This window comes from Amycolatopsis nalaikhensis, assembly GCF_030264295.1.
Taxonomy (GTDB): domain Bacteria; phylum Actinomycetota; class Actinomycetes; order Mycobacteriales; family Pseudonocardiaceae; genus Amycolatopsis; species Amycolatopsis nalaikhensis.
In genome coordinates this window covers 689,399-706,220 of the sequence record NZ_CP127173.1, presented here as the reverse complement: position 1 = coordinate 706,220, position 16,822 = coordinate 689,399, and the positions used below count along the sequence as shown (strand labels likewise).

The 16,822-nt window shown below is 70.7% G+C and carries 16 protein-coding genes; 7 read left to right on the top strand and 9 right to left on the bottom strand.

Annotated features, from left to right (window positions below):
- Positions 1–13: 13 nt before the first annotated feature.
- From QP939_RS03430 to QP939_RS03405, 6 genes are all read left to right on the top strand, one after another.
- Positions 14–1,582: an alpha/beta hydrolase gene (locus tag QP939_RS03430; RefSeq protein WP_285455056.1), complete on the top strand. Its 1,569-nt coding sequence runs from the start codon at positions 14–16 to the stop codon at positions 1,580–1,582.
- 248 nt (positions 1,583–1,830) lie between these two features.
- Complete coding sequence (locus QP939_RS03425) at positions 1,831–2,730, top strand: ABC transporter ATP-binding protein (protein ID WP_285455054.1); 900 nt, start codon at positions 1,831–1,833, stop codon at positions 2,728–2,730.
- Entirely contained in the window at positions 2,727–3,458 is a 732-nt protein-coding gene (locus tag QP939_RS03420; protein WP_285455053.1) for an ABC transporter permease, read from the top strand. Before QP939_RS03425 ends, QP939_RS03420 begins: the two co-directional genes overlap by 4 nt.
- Positions 3,459–3,502: 44 nt before the next feature.
- The gene (locus QP939_RS03415; RefSeq protein ID WP_285455052.1) at positions 3,503–4,129 is read left to right on the top strand and encodes a hypothetical protein; all 627 of its coding nucleotides are present in this window, start codon (positions 3,503–3,505) and stop codon (positions 4,127–4,129) included.
- Complete coding sequence (locus QP939_RS03410; protein ID WP_285455051.1) at positions 4,126–4,437, top strand: transcriptional regulator; 312 nt, start codon at positions 4,126–4,128, stop codon at positions 4,435–4,437. The genes QP939_RS03415 and QP939_RS03410 overlap by 4 nt, the downstream gene beginning before the upstream one ends.
- 1 nt (position 4,438) lies before the next feature.
- Positions 4,439–5,746, top strand: a complete 1,308-nt coding sequence (locus QP939_RS03405; RefSeq protein WP_285455049.1) for a DNA polymerase IV — start codon at positions 4,439–4,441, stop codon at positions 5,744–5,746.
- A 93-nt stretch (positions 5,747–5,839) separates the two neighbouring features.
- On the opposite strand, the gene QP939_RS03400 is transcribed toward QP939_RS03405, so the two are convergent.
- From QP939_RS03400 to QP939_RS03380, 5 genes are all read right to left on the bottom strand, one after another.
- Positions 5,840–6,919: a glycoside hydrolase family 88 protein gene (locus tag QP939_RS03400; RefSeq protein WP_285455048.1), complete on the bottom strand. Its 1,080-nt coding sequence runs from the start codon at positions 6,917–6,919 to the stop codon at positions 5,840–5,842.
- Positions 6,920–6,989: 70 nt separating this feature from the next.
- Complete coding sequence (locus QP939_RS03395; RefSeq protein WP_285455047.1) at positions 6,990–7,658, bottom strand: FadR/GntR family transcriptional regulator; 669 nt, start codon at positions 7,656–7,658, stop codon at positions 6,990–6,992.
- Positions 7,659–7,660: 2 nt separating this feature from the next.
- Positions 7,661–8,686: an ABC transporter permease gene (locus QP939_RS03390; protein WP_285455046.1), complete on the bottom strand. Its 1,026-nt coding sequence runs from the start codon at positions 8,684–8,686 to the stop codon at positions 7,661–7,663.
- Positions 8,683–10,221 (bottom strand): sugar ABC transporter ATP-binding protein, encoded by a 1,539-nt coding sequence (locus tag QP939_RS03385; RefSeq protein WP_285455045.1) that lies wholly within the window; start codon positions 10,219–10,221, stop codon positions 8,683–8,685. Before QP939_RS03385 ends, QP939_RS03390 begins: the two co-directional genes overlap by 4 nt.
- A gap of 73 nt (positions 10,222–10,294) precedes the next feature.
- On the bottom strand, positions 10,295–11,158 hold the full coding sequence (locus tag QP939_RS03380; RefSeq protein WP_285455044.1) for a substrate-binding domain-containing protein: 864 nt from the start codon (positions 11,156–11,158) through the stop codon (positions 10,295–10,297).
- A 460-nt stretch (positions 11,159–11,618) separates the two neighbouring features.
- On the opposite strand from QP939_RS03380, the gene QP939_RS03375 reads away from it, so the two are divergent.
- Positions 11,619–12,740, top strand: coding sequence for a CapA family protein (locus QP939_RS03375; RefSeq protein WP_285455043.1), 1,122 nt, complete (start codon positions 11,619–11,621; stop codon positions 12,738–12,740).
- A gap of 55 nt (positions 12,741–12,795) precedes the next feature.
- On the opposite strand, the gene QP939_RS03370 is transcribed toward QP939_RS03375, so the two are convergent.
- Genes QP939_RS03370 through QP939_RS03355 form a run of 4 tightly spaced genes read right to left on the bottom strand, consistent with a single transcriptional unit; the run spans position 12,796 to position 16,776 of the window.
- A complete protein-coding gene (locus tag QP939_RS03370; RefSeq protein WP_285455042.1) occupies positions 12,796–13,806 on the bottom strand; it encodes a family 2 encapsulin nanocompartment cargo protein polyprenyl transferase in 1,011 nt (336 codons plus the stop codon).
- Entirely contained in the window at positions 13,803–15,194 is a 1,392-nt protein-coding gene (locus tag QP939_RS03365) for a family 2B encapsulin nanocompartment shell protein (RefSeq protein ID WP_285455041.1), read from the bottom strand. The genes QP939_RS03370 and QP939_RS03365 overlap by 4 nt, the downstream gene beginning before the upstream one ends.
- Entirely contained in the window at positions 15,191–15,355 is a 165-nt protein-coding gene (locus tag QP939_RS03360) for a hypothetical protein (RefSeq protein WP_285455040.1), read from the bottom strand. Before QP939_RS03360 ends, QP939_RS03365 begins: the two co-directional genes overlap by 4 nt.
- Positions 15,355–16,776, bottom strand: coding sequence for a family 2B encapsulin nanocompartment shell protein (locus tag QP939_RS03355; RefSeq protein ID WP_285455039.1), 1,422 nt, complete (start codon positions 16,774–16,776; stop codon positions 15,355–15,357). The genes QP939_RS03360 and QP939_RS03355 overlap by 1 nt, the downstream gene beginning before the upstream one ends.
- Between the last annotated feature and the right edge of the window lie 46 nt (positions 16,777–16,822).

Below are 16,822 nucleotides of genomic sequence, written 5' to 3'. Positions count from 1 at the left end.
GAGGGAGAAAACCGTGAGACGTGCCTTGATCGGCGCGCTGGCCGCCGCTTCGGTGGCGGCCGCGCTCGTGACCGCGCCGGCCGCCACCGCGGCGCCCGCCGAAGGACCGGCGACGATCGCTTGGGGCCCCTGCACCGATCCCACGCTCGCCGGCGCCGGTGCCGAATGCGGGTACCTCGGGGTGCCGCTCGACTACGCGAAGCCCGATGGCGCGCAGGTCCAGCTCGCCGTCAGCCGCGTCAAGCACAAGGTCGCCGACGCGCAGTACCAGGGCGTCATGCTGACCAACCCCGGCGGCCCGGGCGGTTCCGGCCTGCTGCTGGCCACCCGCGGCTCCCGCGTGCCGAACCACGCCGGTGACGCCTACGACTGGGTCGGTTTCGACCCGCGCGGTGTCGGCGCCAGCAAGCCCGCGCTCAGCTGCGACCCGGACTACATGGACTACGACCGGCCGGAGTACGTGCCGTTCACCCCGCAGCTGGAGCGAACCTGGCTCAACCGGGCCAAGGGTTACGCCGAAGCATGCGCGAAGAACAACCCGAAGGCCCTGCTCGAGAACATGAAGACGACCGACACGGTCAAGGACATGGACTCGATCCGCCAGGCGCTCGGCCAGCGGCAGCTCAACTTCTACGGCTACTCCTACGGCACCTACCTCGGCCAGGTCTACGGCTCCCTCTACCCGCGGAACGTGCGGCGGATGGTGCTCGACTCGACGGTCGACCCGCGTGGTGTCTGGTACGGCGACAACCTCAACCAGGACGTCGCCTTCGACAAGAACATCCTCATCTGGTTCGGCTGGCTCGCCCAGCACGACGACGTCTACCACCTCGGCAAGACGCAGTCCGCGGTCCGGCACGTGGTCGACGAGCAGCTGCTCAAGACGTCCTTCACCCCCGCCGGCGGGGTGATCGGCCCGGACGAGATCCTCGACGTCATCCAGCAGGCGTCGTACTACCAGCTGCGGTGGACGCTGCTCGGCGACGCGCTTTCGCGGTTCGTCAACCAGGGTGACTGGCAGAACTGGAAGTCGCTCTTCGAGGCCTTCGGCGGCCGCGGCGACGACAACGGCTACGCGGTGTACCTCGCCGTGCAGTGCACCGACGTCCAGTGGCCGCGGAGCTGGAACCAGTGGAAGCGCGACAACTGGAAGACCTTCGCCAAGGCGCCGTACTTCACCTGGCAGAACGCGTGGTTCAACGCGCCCTGCCTGTACTGGCCCGCGAAGCCGGGCAAGCCGACGAAGATCGACGGCAGTGGCGTGCAGAGCGTGCTGATGATCGACGAGACGCTCGACGCGGCGACGCCGTACGAGGGCAGCCTCGAGGTCCGCAGCCGCTTCCCGGGTGCGTCGCTGATCGCGGAACCGGGCGGCACGAGCCACGCGATCACCCCGCGCGGAAACGCGTGCGTCGACACGAAGATCGCCGACTACCTGGCGACGGGCGCGCTCCCGGCCCGCAAGCCGGGCCGCACGGCCGACGTCGAGTGCGCCCCGCTGCCGCAGCCGACGCCGCCCGCGCCGACGGCGGCCGCCGCGCGCGCCGACACCGGGCTCGTCGCCGGACGGTTCACCGGCTGAACCCCCGATTGACGGGGTGTCGGGCACTGCGCCCGGCACCCCGTTTTCGCGTGGTCACCTCAAGCGCCCCAATGTGGCCTTCGGTGCGTGAGACGCAACCAAGGCGGCCTTCGGTGCGTGAGACGCAACCAAGGCCGCCTTGGGGCGCTCGGGTGCTCTCCGACGCCGCGTGCTTTGAACTCACGTCGACTTTGTGTTACAAAGTGCGAGTCGAGTTTGCGTTTCAAAGTTCACGAAGGGAGAACGCCATGACTGGGGGACCGGCGTTCGCGCTGCGCGGCCTGACCAAGCGGTTCGGCCGGGTCACGGCCGTGTCGGGGGTCTCGGTCGAGGTCGCGCGGGGCGAGGTCGTCGCGCTGCTCGGGCCGAACGGCGCGGGCAAGTCGACCACCGTCGACATGCTGCTGGGCCTGACCGCGCCGGACGCGGGGGAGGTCGCCGTCGCCGGCGGCAGCCCGCGCGAAGCCGTCGACCGGGGGCTCGTCGGCGCGATGATGCAGAACGGCGCGCTGCTGCCGGACGTCACGGTCGGCGAGATCGTCGGCCTGGTCGTCTCGACGCACGCGAACCCGCTGCCCGCCGCCGAGGTGATCGCCCGCGCGGGGCTCGGGCACCTCGTGAAACGCCGCTGCGGCAAGCTTTCCGGCGGCGAACGGCAGCGCGTCCGGTTCGCGCTCGCCCTGGCGGGCGATCCCCAGCTGCTGGTGCTGGACGAGCCCACCGCGGCGATGGACGTCGACGGCAGGCGGGCGTTCTGGGCCGCCATCCGCGAGTTCGCCGCCACCGGCCGGACCGTCCTGTTCGCGACGCACTACCTCGCCGAGGCCGAGGACTACGCCGACCGCGTCGTGCTGATGCGGCACGGCACCGTCGTCGCCGACGGCCCGGTCGCCGAGGTCCGGGCCGCGGTGTCCGGGCGGGTGCTCAAGGCCGTCGTGCCCGGCGCGACCGAAACCGAACTGGCCCTGCTGCCCGGGGTCACGAGCGCGCAGGTGCGTGCCGGGCGGGCCGAGCTGGCCTGCGCCGACTCCGACGCCGCGATCCGCGCGCTGCTGACCGCGCACCCGGACGCGGCCGACATCGAAATCACCGCGCTCGGCCTCGAAGAGGCCTTCCTGGCGCTGACCGCCGAGGAGGCCGCCGCGTGAACCCGACCTACCTGAGCCTCGAGATCAAGCGGATCGTCCGCAGCCCGCAGTTCACGATCTTCACCATCGGCATGCCGGTGGCGATGTACCTGCTGTTCGGCTCGATCTTCGGCGACGTCGTCCTGGACAACGGCCTGCGCTCGAGCACCCAGACGATGATCGGGATGGCCGCCTACGGCGCCAGCGGCGGCGCGCTGTTCACCGGCACCCGGGTGGCGCAGGAACGCACCGACGGCTGGCAGCGCCAGCTCCGCCTGACGCCGATGCGCGGTGGCGGTTACCTGGCCGTCAAGGTCGCGTCGGCGATGGCCGTCGCGCTGCCGGTGCTGGTGGCGATCTTCCTCGTCGGCTTCCTGCGCGGCGAGCCGCTCACGATGGCCGAGTGGGGGCGCCAGCTCGTGCTCCTGTGGGTGGCCACGCTGCCGTTCGCGGTCCTCGGCCTGGCGATCGGGCTGTTCGGCAAGGGCGACACCGTCGGCGCGGTCACCGGCGCCCTGATGATGCCGCTCGGCATGCTCGGCGGGCTGTGGATCCCGCTGGAGATCCTGCCGGGCTGGATGGCGACGGTCGCGCACTTCGTGCCCACCTACTGGCTGCGCCGCGTCGGCCTCGACCCGCTCACGCACGCCTCCGGGACCTGGGTCGCGGCGGTCGTGCTGGCGGGCTGGCTGGTCGTGCCCGCACTGGTCGTCCTGCGCCGGTTCCGGCTGGACACGGCACGGCTGTAGGAGCGTGTTAGCTTCCGTGCAGCGGACGGGAGGAGGGCGATCAGGTGGATGACGAGCCGATGTCGGCCGAGGAGTCACTGGACCTGATCGCCCGGCAGAACCGGCGGATGCGCCGCGAACTCGGCGGCGGCCCGGCGCGGATGCTCCTCGCCTGGGCGCTCGCCTGGCTGGTCGGCTGGGGCTTCACCTACGTGACGACGTTGCCCGGCGTGGGCGTGCCCGGCTGGGTCGCCGGCGGCGTCGTCGTCCCGGTCCTGTTCCTCGGCGCCATGGCGTACACGACCTACACCGGCATCCGCACCGGCCGCGGGATCCGCGGGCCGTCCCGCACGGTCGGCGCGATGTACGGCTACGGCTGGGCGCTCGGCGCGATCGGCCTGATGGCCGTCGACATCCGGATCACGCAGTTCCAGGCGCTGGCCTCCGACCAGGTGTCGCTGCTGTGGACCGGCACGTGGCTGCTGTTCACCGGCGTCATGTACCTCGCGGGCGGGATGGTCTGGCAGGACAAGCTGATGTACGGCCTCGGCGCGTGGATGATCGTGTCGGCCGCGCTCAGCGTGTGGGTCGGGTACCCGGCGAACTTCCTCGTGCTCACCGTCTGCGGTGGCGGCGGGTTCCTCCTCGGCTCGATCGTCTACTTCGTGCGCGAAAAGTCCGGCCGCCGATGAGCGAACTGCCCCAGCTCGACCCGGTCATCCACGCCCAGGCGCGGTTGCGGGTCACGGTCGCGCTCGCCGGGCTGCGCGCGGGCGACCAGATCACGTTCCCGCGGCTGCAGCAGCTGCTGGACATGACGGCGGGCAACCTGTCGACGCACCTGCGCAAGCTCGAGGACGCCGAGTACGTCGAGATCACCAAGGCCTACGAGCACCGCACGCCGGTCACGCTGGTCCGGCTGACCGCGCGCGGCCGGGCCGCGTTCGAGAGCTACACGAAGGCGTTGCACCAGCTGCTGGACGCCACCGGCGGGGACTGACGTGGCCCGCTGGGTGATCCACCTCGACCTGGACGCCTTCTACGCGTCGGCCGAGCAGCTCACCCGCCCGACGCTGGCCGGGCGGCCGGTGCTCGTCGGCGGCACCGGGCCGCGGGGCGTCGTCGCGGGCGCGAGCTACGAGTCGCGCGTGTTCGGCATCCGGTCGGCGATGCCGATGGCGCAGGCGCGGCGGTTGCTGCCGGCGAACGGCGTGATCGTGCCGCCGCGGTTCCGCGTCTACGAGCGGCTGAGCCAGGAGGTCTTCGCCGTCGTCACGGCGGTGGCGCCGGTGCTGGAGAAGATCTCGCTCGACGAAGCGTTCGCCGAACCGCCGTCGCTCGTCGGCGCTTCTCTTGAAGAGGTGACGTCGTTTTGCGCGTCGTTGCGCGCGCGGATCCGCGCCGAGACGGGGCTGGTGGCGTCGATCGGCGCGGGCAACGGCAAGCAGATCGCGAAGATCGCGTCGGACGAGGCCAAACCGGACGGGCTGCTCGTCGTGCCGCAGGGCACCGAACGCGAGTTCCTCGCGCCGCTGCCGGTGCGCGCGCTGTGGGGGATCGGGCCGGTCGCCGAGGGGAAGCTGCGGTTCATCGGCGTCCAGACGCTCGGGCAGCTGGCGGCACTGTCCGAACAGGACGCCGTGGCGACGCTGGGTGGCGTGGTGGGCCGCGACCTGCGTCGTCTGGCGACGGGGTTCGACGACCGCCCGGTCGCCGACCGCGGCGAGACCAAGCAGGTCAGCGCGGAGACGACGTTCGACACGGACATCATCGACCTGGCCACGCTGCGCGCGGAGGTCCGCCGGATCGCGGTGGGCGCGCACAAACGGCTGGTGAAGGCCGAGCGGGTGGCACGGACGGTGGTGGTCAAGCTGCGCCACACGGACATGCACACGGTGACGCGGTCGGAGACGATCTCGGCCCCGACGGACGACCTGGCGGAGCTGTCGGCGGTGGCCGAGCGGCTGCTGCTGGACCCGGCGGAGTTCGGCGGGATCCGCCTCGCGGGCGTGGCGTTCAGCGGCCTGTCGGTGCCGCACCAGGACGCGCTGTTCACGGTGGCGGCGCCCGCGGCTCCCTCGACGTCGACGGTGGTGGCCGCTCCGGCGCCGGTCGCCCCGCCTTCGGAGTGGCGCCAGGGCGACGACGTCGTCCACGCCGACTACGGAACGGGCTGGGTCCAGGGCGCGGGCCACGGCCGCGTGACGGTCCGTTTCGAGTCCCGCTCTTCGGGCCCGGGCGTAGCGCGCACGTTCCCCCAGTCCGACCCGGCCTTGACGCGCGGCGACCCGGGCGACTGCCTGGCCTGAAGCGCCCCAATGTGGCGTTCGGTGCGTTGGACGCACCGAACGCCACATTGGGTGCGTTGGACGCAACCAACGCCACATTGGGGCGCTTGGGGCCTACTCGGCTGAGCAGCCTTGGAGCTTGGCCACTTCCTGGCCCGCCAGCAGGAACGCGCCCACGCCGTACGCCGCCGTGTCGGTCGGGTGGGCCGTTGCCGGGCGGTCACCGACCGGCTGGACGTAGCCCACCTTGCCGTCGGCCTGCAACGCCTTCGTCGACAGCGCCGTCCACGCCTTGTCGACCACCGGGCGGTAGCGGGCGGCGTCCAAGATGCCCGCGTTGACGCCCCAGCCGATGCCGAACGTGAACAGCGCCGTGCCGCTCGACTCCGGGCCGCGGTGGTCCCACGGGTTCAGCAGACCGGAGTTCCAGAAGCCGTCACGCCGCTGCAGCAAGGACAACGAGAACGCCATCTTCTTGAACACCCGCAGGTACTCCGGCCGCCTCGGGTCGTCCGTCGGGAGGACCTGCAGCACCTTCGCCAGGGCGGCGAGGGCCCAGCCGTTGCCGCGGGACCAGAACACGGCCGAGCCCTTGAACCGCTCGTCGCGGTACCAGAGGCCGGTGAACTCGTTGAACAGCTTGTGCTCGGCGGCGGCGAACAGCTGGTCCATTGCGTCCAAATAGGACGGATCGTGGTCGATCAGGCTCATCCGGGCGAACGACGGCATCGCCATGTTCAGCGCGTCGACGTAGTTCCAGTAGTCGCGGTGCCCCGCCTGCACGGACGCCACTTCGGCCTGGATCCGGGTGCGGATCGAATCCAGGGGGATCTCCGGGTGGAAGTACGTGTACAGGTCCAGGTACGCCTCGCCCGCCGCCTGGTCGTCCGGGAAGAACGGCCGGTCCGGGTCGGACGGCAGCTGGTAGCCGTTGGCCTGCGCCCACGGGTACGTCTTGTGGTTGGACTGGCCGGTGGTCCGGACCAGTGCCAGGTTGCCGACGTGGAACGTCGCGTTCTGCCAGTCGGCGGGGTCGGGGTTCGTCCCGTTCGCGGCCCAGTAGTTGCCCGCGGCGACCATTTCGTCCGAAACGGCGCAGGAAGCGGCCGCCGAAGCGACCGGCGCCGTCAGCAGACTGCCCGCCACGGCCGCGGCCGCGAGCACGCCGAAGCCACGAATACCCGGGAAACGCATGGAAGCGTCCTCCTCAGCACGTCATGGCGGCGGTCATTCGGAGCGAGTGAAGCGCTTCCCGGTGGGCGTGTCAAGGTGCCGGTGAGCGGTACGGCGCAAGGGTTTCCAGCAACCGGCGCGCGGCCGACTCGGCGCCGTCGGCGTTCTTCGCGAGCACGAGCGTGAGCACGCGGGAATGCGCGACCAGCTCCGGCGGTTCGCCGTGCGCGGTCAGTGCCGCGACGACCGGGACCTGCAGCTGCGCGATCAACGGGTTGCCGGACGCGCGGATCAGCGCCGCGTGGAAGCGCGAATCGGCGGCCCGGAACGCTTCCGCGTCGGCCCGTTCGACCGCGTCGGCCATCAGTTCGTAGGCCGCCGCCATCGCGGACAGCTCGTCCGGACGCCGGTGCTGTGCCGCCATCCGCGCCGCCTGCGGCTCGATCGCCAGCCGCAATTCCGCCAGCTCACGCAGGTGGCGGGGCCGGTCGGGACCGTTGACGCGCCAGGCGATGACGTCCGGGTCGATCGCGTCCCACGCGTCGGGCGGCAATGTCCACGTGCCGACCCGCGGCCGCGCGGTGACCATGCCCTTGGACTCCAGCACCCGCAGCGCCTCGCGGACCACCGTCCGGGACGCGGAAAATCGGCGGCCGAGCTCCTCGGGGACGAGCGGCTGCCCGTCCCCGAGAACGCCTTCGACGATGAGCCTGCCCAGTTCGTCCACGATCCGGGCGTGGAGGTTCCGCGGCGCGCCCACCGCTACTCGGGCAGGCCGACGCGACGCTCCCCGCTGCGCAGCTGCTGCAGCACGACCGCGATCACCAGCAGCGCGCCGTGGGCGACGTTCTGCCAGAACGGGTTGATGCCCAGCCCCGACATGCCGTTGTCGAGCACGCCCAGGATGACCACCGCGAGCACCGTCGAAATGATCGACCCGCGGCCGCCCTTGAGCATCGTGCCGCCGAGCGCGGCGCCGGTGACGGCCTGCAGCTCCAGGCCCTCGGACCCGGACACGGGCTGGCCGGAGCCGGTGCGCGCGGTGATCAGCACGCCGGCGACCGCCGCGACCACGCCGGCGAGGGCGTAGACGCCGATGATGTACCGGTTGATGTTGATGCCGGCCAGCCGCGCCGCGGTGTCGTTGCCGCCGATGGCGTAGACGTTGCGGCCGATGTCGGTGTACTTGAGCAGGAAGTGCAGCAGCGCCGCGACGATCAGGAACACCCACACCAGCGACGGCAGTCCCAGCACGGATCCCTTGGCCAGGAAGATGAACAGGTCGTCGCCGCCGGTGTAGCCCTGCGACTTGCCGTCCGAGATCACCTGCGCGATGCCCTTGTAGGTGGCGAGCATCGCCAGCGTCGCGACGACCGGGTTGACCCGGCCGAAGATGATGATCATTCCGTTGACCAGGCCGCACAGGATGCCGATGCCGACCGCGGCGAGGATGCCGACCTCGGCGTTGCCGGTCGAGGTGAACACCATCGCCGAGACGACCGAGGCGAGCCCGGCCATCGAGCCGACCGAGATGTCCAGCGCACCCAGGATGATCACCAGCGTCTGGACCAGGGCGAGCAGCCCCATGATGGTGATCGCGCTGCCGATCAGCAGCAGGTTGTTGGTGCGGAAGAAGTTCTCGTTCAGCACGCTCAGCAGGATCACCAGCGCGATCAGCGTGATGATCAGGCTGGAGTTCTGCACGCCGATGCCGGTCAAGACCCGGCGCGCGGCGCTCGGTTGCGCGGGGGCGGCGGGGGCCGACGTTTCCTTCGTGGGGGTGCTCATGCGCCGATCTCCTGGGCTTCTTCCACGGCTGGTTCGGTTTCGGGGATGGCGAGGGTCAGCACGGCTTCCTCGGTCGCTTCTTCGCGGCCGATCTCCCCGGCCAGGCGCCCGGCGCGCATCACGAGGATGCGGTCGGCGAGCGTCAGCACCTCGGGCAGGTCGGAGGAGATGACCAGCAGCGCGATGCCCTCGGCGGCGAGGCCGTCGATGATCCGGTAGATCTCGGCCTTCGCGCCGACGTCGACCCCGCGCGTCGGCTCGTCGAGGATCAGCAGCTTCGGCCGCCGCGCGAGCCAGCGCGCGAGGACGGCCTTCTGCTGGTTGCCGCCGGAGAGCTTGCGGACTTCCTGCTCCATCGACGGGGTCCGCACGCGAAGCTCGCGTACGTACTCCTCGACGAGCGCGCGTTCCTTCGCCCGCTTCACCACGCGGAAGCGGCGAAGCCGGTCGAGGACGGCGATGGAGACGTTGTCGCGTACGGACCGCTGCATGAGCAACGCGTCCGTCTTGCGTTCTTCGGGCGCGAAGCCGATGCCTGCCTTCACGGCGTCACCGGGGTTGTGCGCGCGAAGCCGCTTCCCGTCGAGCGTGACGGTCCCGGACCGGATCGGCAGGTCGCCGACGATCGCGCGGGCCAGCTCCGAGCGTCCGGCGCCGACCAGCCCGGCGAGGCAGACGACCTCGCCCGCGCGGACCTGCAGGGAGATGCCGGTGACGTCGTCGGTGGTGACGTCGTCGAGCTTCAGCACGACGTCGCCGGTGTCCTGGGTGACGCGACGCTCCAGCGCCGAGAGGTCGCGGCCGATCATCATCCGCACCAAGCCGGGCTCGTCGGTCTCCGCGACCTGCTGGACGCCGACGAGCTTGCCGTCGCGCAACACGGCGACGCGGTCGGCGAGCTGGAAGATCTCCTTCATCCGGTGCGAGACGTAGACGACCGCGACACCGCTGTCGCGCAGCCGCCCGATCAGCCGGAACAACGCCTCGACCTCGTGCTCCGACAGCGACGACGTCGGCTCGTCGAACGCGATCACCTTCGGCGGCGTCGCCGCGGTGAGGACGCGCAGGATCTCGACGAGCTGGCGCTGCGCGGGCGAGAGGGCGACCCCGAGCGTCGCCGGGTTGAGGACGCCCTCGAAGCCGTACTCGACGAGCGCGTCGTGCGTCGCCTTCATGAGCGTGCGGCGGCTGAACACGCGCGCCTTCGCGGGGAGTTCGCCGACGAAGACGTTCTCCGCCACCGAAACGTGCGGGATGATCTCCGGTTCCTGGTAGATCACGCGCACCCCGGCGGCCATCGCCGCGCGCGGGGTGTCGAACGCGACCTCGGTGCCGTCGAGCAGGAGCCGCCCGTCGTCGGGGCCCTGGTCGCCGGAGAGTACGCGCAGCAGCGTCGACTTCCCGGCGCCGTTCTCGCCCATCAGCGCGAGCACCTCGCCGGAGCGGAACTCCAGCGAGACGTCGTCGAGGGCGGTGACACCGGAGAAGCGCTTGCCGATGCCCTCGACGGCGAGCGCGGGAGGAGAGCTGGACATGGTCGCCTTCCGTACGGCGGTCGTGAGTGTTTAGGGCGGTTAGAACCGCCCTAAACACTCACGAGGGGGTCGGTCAGGTGCAGTTGACGCCGGCCTGCTTGTAGTTGTCCTTGTTGACGATCGTCGTCTTCGCGATCGTCTCCGCGGGCAGCTCCTTGCCGTTCTTCACCTTGTCGACGAGCACCTGGATCGCCGAGCGGCCGACCTCGGCGCCGGAGATGTAGAGCGCGGCCTTGTTGCCGGTGTCCTTGCCCGCGGCCCAGTCCTTGCAGTCGAGGTACGCGCCGAGCCCGACGCCGATGATGTTGTTCGCCGCCACGCCGGAGTTGGCCAGCGCGGTCACGACACCGGTCTCGTTCTCGTCGTTGCAGCCCCAGACCACCCAGTGCTTGACGCCCGGGTTGGAGCCGATCACGGCGCCGGAGCGGTTCTGCGCGTCGACGGGGGAGTTGTCGGTGCCGACGTCGATGACCTGGACGTCCGCGCCCGCGGCCTTGGCGAATGCCGACTTCGCGGCGGTGACGCGGTCGGTGCAGACGGTCAGGTCCTGCTTGTAGGCGCTGATGATCTTCGTGTCGGCGGCGGTCCAGCCCGCGGCCTTGAACAGCTTCCCGGCCTCGGTGCCGACCGAGTCGCCCATCTGGCTGCCGTTGAAGCCGACGAACGGGGCCTTCGCGCCGGTGCCGTCCTTGATGACGTCGTCGGAGGCGATGAGCGGGATGCCCGCGCTCTTGGCCTTGTCGATCACCTGCGGGCCGATGGCCTGGTCCGGCACGACGATGGCGACGCCGTTGGCGCCCTGCGCGACCGCCGCGTCGAGTTCGGTGATCGCCTTGTTGGCGTCCTGGCCGAGGTTGACGACCTTGCAGCTCGACGCCGAGCTCCTTCGCCTTCTCCTGCGCCCCCTGCGCCTGCTCGACGAAGTACTGCTGGTCACCCTGTTTCTGCAGGTAGTAGAGGGTGATCTTGCCGTTCGCGGGCGCCTGCTGCTGCGGTGCCGCGGTGTCCTTGCCCGAGGAACACGAAGCCATCAGGACACCGGAAATCAAACAACAACCAACAGCGCTCCAGGCACGCAGCCTGTGCGGGTGTGGGGACATCGTTGCTCCCAAGGAGGCCGGGGGTCGAGTGGCGCGCGAGAGCGCCGCTGAGTGACTCGTATTACAAAACACCCGTTCGTGGAGCGTCAAGCCGCAGTTAGCGGAGCGAGACCTACTCTGTGTAGTTGCATCGTGGCACGAGTGGCCGCCATTTATCGTATTTTTTCCGCGCTGTCCTGCGCGTTGTCCGGTTTTGTCCTGTGGGAATGTTCTGATCGGTGTTGTCGACTGTGGTGGAAGTTGGGGGTGACCGGACTGCCCTCTCTGCCGGATTCGCCCGGCTGGCAGGATGGCCCGATGACGAAGCACCGCGTCGCCGCGCTCGCCGGAGTCGCCCTCCTGGCGGCCGCGTGCAGCAGCCCGCCGCAGTCCGGCCCGGCGCCGACGCCGTTCCCGGAGTCCGCTCCGTCGAGCGCCGCGCCCGAAGGGTCGTTCAGCGTGGTCGCGACCGGGGACGTCCTGATCCACCCGGTGCTGACCGAGCAGGCCGAGGCCGACGGCGGCGGCAAGATCGACTACCGGCCCCTGCTGGCCGGGGTCAAGCCGCTGATCTCCGGCGCCGACCTCGGGATCTGCCACCTCGAGACGCCGCTCGCGCCGGAAGGTGGCCCGTACAGCGGCTACCCGTCGTTCAGCGCGCCGCCGGAGATCGCCGACGCGCTCAAGGACACCGGCTACGACACGTGCTCGACGTCGTCCAACCACACGATCGACCAGGGCTCCGACGGCGTGAAGCGGACGCTCGACAAGCTCGACGAGACCGGGATCAAGCACACGGGCTCGGCGCGCTCGGCGACGGAAGCCGCGAAGCCGCTGATCCTCGACGTGCACGGTGTCAAGGTCGCGCAGGTGTCCTACAGCTTCGGGTTCAACGGCATCAAGGTGCCGGCCGGGAAGCCGTGGCTGGCCAACCAGATCGACGTCGACGACGTCCTGGCGGCGGCGCGCAAGGCGAAGCAGGCTGGGGCGCAGGTCGTGATCGCGAGCCTGCACTGGGGCGTCGAGTACCAGCACGACCCGACGGCCGAGCAGCGCTCGCAGGCCAAGAAAATCCTGGCCTCGGACGACGTGGACCTGATCATCGGCCACCACGCGCACGTGGTCCAGCCGTTCGAGAAGCTCGGCGGCAAGTGGGTGGCGTACGGGCTCGGCAACAGCATCGCGCGGCATTCGGAACCCCGAGGCGACACGGAGGAAGGCACGGCGGCCCGCTTCCGCTTCATCCGCGACGGCGACGGCTGGAAGGTCGACAAGGCGGAATACATCCCGACGCTCATCAAGTTGGACGCCCCGATCCGCCTGGTCGACTTGTCGACAGCGGAGGCGTCCGCGCAGGTCACGAAGGCTCTTCAGGACACGGACAAGAACGTACTGGCGCTGGGCGCGGACAAGGACGGCTTGACTCGCCCCGGCAAGTAGCCGCTTCGGGCCGCGGCCGCCAGTTGGCGCGCTCGCGTGGGTGAGGGGCAGGGCTTCAGTGCGTCCGGGTGGTGACCGTGCGGGCCATGGCCGCCAGTTCCGCACCCGCGCGCGGCACGGGATTCACCGCCGCCAGCTCGCGCATCCCCTTGGCCAGCAGCGCGTCAGCCTGGGCCTGGCTCCACTGGCGGCCCCCGGCGGCCTCGACCAGCTCGGCCGCGCGGGCCAGCTCACCCCCGTCCAACGGCTCCCTTCGCCGGTAAAGCGCCGCCAGCTCGGCCCCCGCCGCCGTGCCTGAACACAGCGCCGTCACCACCGGGAGCGACTTCTTGCGGTTCTGGAGGTCCGAATACACCGGCTTGCCCGTGACCGCCGGGTCGCCCCAGATGCCGAGCAGGTCGTCGATGTGCTGGAACGCCAGCCCGACCGCCCGGCCGAACGCGCCGAAGCGGTCCGTGTCCCGGTGTCCCGACGCCGCGCCCAGCACGCACGACGCGCCCAGCAGCGCCGCCGTCTTGCCCTCCGCCATGCGGACGCACTCGCCCGGCGTCACGTCGTCGCGCTGCTCGAAGTCCAGGTCCGCCGCCTGCCCCTCGAGCAACGCCAGCACCGCCCCCGACAGCACCTTCGCGCCTTCCGTGGTCAGCTCTTCGAACGCCAGGCTCAGCAGGGCGTCCCCGGCCAGGACCGCCGGGCCCGTGCCGAACACCGTCCACGCCGTCGCTCGATGACGCCGGGTCGTGTCGCCGTCCATCACGTCGTCGTGCAGCAACGAAAAGTTGTGCACCAGCTCGACCGCGACCGCCGCCGGCACCGCGTCCGCCGGGTCGCCGCCCGCCGCTTCCGCGCACAGCAGGACCAGCGCCGGCCGCAACGCCTTGCCACCGTCCGCTGTGGACGGTGTGCCGTGCGCGTCCCACCAGCCGAGGTGGTAGCCGGCGATCCGCCGCATCACCTCGGGCAGCCGCTCGGCCGCCGTGCGCAGCGCCGGGTCGACCAGGCCCTTGCTCCACGCGAGGACGTCGGTGAGCGGCCGGGCCGGGGTCCTCGTGTTCATCGCCGTCATGAGCGGCCGATCTCGACGTGGTCGAGCACGCCGAGGGCGTCCGGCACGAGCACCGCGGCCGAGTGGTACGCGCTGACGAGGTACGTCGTGACGGCGCGGTCGCTGGTGCCCAGGAAACGCACGTTGAGCCCCGGCTGGTACTGGTCCGGCAACTCCTTCGGACGAAGCCCGATGACCCCCGCGTCGTCTTCGCCGGTGCGCATCGCCAGGATCGACGTCGTGCCGCTCGGCGTGACCGGGATCTTGTCGCAGGGCAGCAGCGGGACGCCGCGCCAGGTGTGGACGCGCTTGCCGTCCAGGACCGTCGTCGCGGGGTAGATCCGGCGGCGCGTGCATTCGCGGCCGAACGCGGCGATGGCGCGCGGGTGGGCGAGGAAGAACTTCGTCTTGCGGCGGCGGCACAGGAGGTCGTCGAGGTCGAGCGGGGTCGGCGGCCCGATGCGGGTGGCGAGGCGGTGCTTGAGGTCGACGTTGTGCAGGAGCCCGAAGTCCGTGTTGTTGACCAGCTCGTGCTCCTGCCGCTCCCGCAACGCTTCCACGGTCAGCCGCAGCTGCTGTTCGAGCTGGTTCATCGGCTGGTTGTAGAGGTCGGCGACGCGGTTGTGCACCCGCAGCAGGGTTTGCGCGACGGCGAGCTCGTACTCCCGCGGCGCGGGGTCGTAGTCGACGTACGTGCCGGCGAGGATCGGCTCGCCGTCGTGGCCCGCGGACAGGTCGATGGCGGCTTCGCCCTTGCTGTTCTGCGGTTTCCGCGGCCGCGCGACCGCGTCGGCGAGGTGCGTGCGCAGGGACTCCGAGCGGCCGTTGAGCCGGGCGTACGCGGCGGCCGTGAGGACGAGCGCGGTGACCGGCGTGGCGGCGCGGCCGGTGAACGACCACGTCGCGTCGGTGCCCGTGAGGACTTCGGCGCCGAGGTGGTCGCCGTCGGTGGCGGTGCCCAGCAGGAGGTCGTCACCGTACGGGCCCGGACGGTGGCGGGTGATCTTGCCGTGGGCCACCAGGATCAGCGTGTCGACGGGCGCACCGGCCGTGGTGATCGTGTCACCGCGTTCGTACTCGCGTTGCTCGAACGCGTCCGCGAGCGCGCCGAGGGCCTGTTCGTCGCCGAAGTCGCGCAGCAGGGCGAGCTCGGTGAGTTCGGCGGGGACGACCTGGACGCGGGCTCCGGTGTTGTAGAAGGAAAGCTTGCCGTCGCCGACGGTGTAGGTCAGGCGGCGGTTGGCGCGGTAGCTGCCCGCCGGGACCTCGACCCACGGCAGCTGGGACAGCAGCCAGCGCGTGCTGATGCCGCGCATCTGCGGCGGGGTCTTGGTGGTCGTGGTCAGCGTCCGCGCCGCCGTGACGCTCAGGGACAGCTGCAGCGACGTCGTTTCTTCGGTGGTGGTCACGGTTTCGCCTGCCGATCAGGTGCGCCGGCGGGTGGCCGGGGGACGACCCGGGCGGCGGTGGTGCCCAGCCCGGTCGGGCCGAACGCCGACGCGGGCAGGCCGGTGCCGGGACGCGGTGGCTCGCGGTCGGGGGTGCGCGGGGGCGTGACGGGCTCGGGCATTACCCCTCCCGGCCGAGTTCGGCGTTGTCGAGGATGGCGAGGGCGTCGGGGACGAGGACGGCGGCGGAGTAGTAGGCGGAGACGAGGTAGGAGATGAGGGCTTGGTCGTTGATGCCCATGAAGCGGACGTTGAGGCCGGGTTGGTATTCGTCGGGGAGGCCGGTTTGGTGGAGGCCGACGACGCCTTGGGTGTGTTCGCCGGTGCGCATGAGCAGGATGGAGCTGGTGCGGGTGTCGGTGACGGGGATTTTGTTGCAGGGCAGGAGGGGGATGCCGCGCCAGGCGGGGACGTGGTGGCCGCCGAGGTCGACGGCGTCGGGGTAGAGGCCGGCTTTGGTGCATTCGCGGCCGAAGGCGGCGATGGTGGCAGGGTGGGCGAGGAAGAAGGCGGGGTCTTTCCAGACCAGGGTGAGGAGTTCGTCGAGGTCGTCGGGGGTGGGTGGGCCGGTGCGGGTGGGGATGCGCTGGGCGAAGTCGGCGTTGTGCAGGAGCCCGAAGTCGGGGTTGTTGATCAGTTCGTGTTCTTGGCGTTCGCGGAGGGCTTCGATGGTGAGGCGGAGTTGTTGTTCGATCTGGTTCATGGGCTGGTTGTAGAGGTCGGCGACGCGGGAGTGGACGCGGAGGACGGTTTGGGCGACGGAGAGTTCGTATTCCCGCGGTTGGGCTTCGTAGTCGACGAAGGTGGCGGGCAGGACGGGTTCGCCGTCGTGGCCGGAGGCGAGGGAGATCTCGGCTTCGCCGTGGTCGTTGCTGGCCGCGGAGCCGCGGGCCCGGTAGCGGTCGAGATGGGCTTGGAGGGTGTCGGAGCGGGTGAGGAGGTCGTCGAAGGCGGTGCGGGGGAGGGTGAGGACGGTGCAGGTGGTGACGGCTTTGGCGGTGAATTCCCAGATGCCGTCGGGGTCGACCAGGGCGGTTTCGCCGAAGTGGTCGCCGTCGGCGAGGGTGCCGAGGACGGTTTGGTCGCCGTAGGCGCCGGTGCCGGTTTTGGTGATTTTGCCGTGGGCGATGAGGAAGACCTGGTCGGCGGGGGAGCCGAATTCGACCAGGGCGTCGCCGGGGGCGTATTCGTGCTGGGTGAACCGGCCCGCCAGCTCAGCCAGGACGTCTTCGTCGTCGTAGCCGCGCAGGGGGGCGAGTTCGCCGAGTTCGGGTGGGATGACGCGGACGTCGGTGCCGGTGGTGGTGAAGGTGACGCGGCCATCGCCCACGGCGTAGGAGAGGCGGCGGTTGACGCGGTAGGCGCCGCCGGAGACTTCGACCCAGGGCAGCAGTTTGAGCAGCCAGCGGGAGGAGATGCCCTGCATCTGCGGGACCGACTTGGTCGTGGTGGCCAGTGTCCGGGCCGCGGCCCGGCCCAGGCTCGAGGGCGCCTGCTCGGCATCCACCGGGTCGGTGACAGTCACAGCGAAACCACCCATCATTCGCTCGTTTACCCAATTTGACGCGGTTATTCCGAAGCCGCGAATT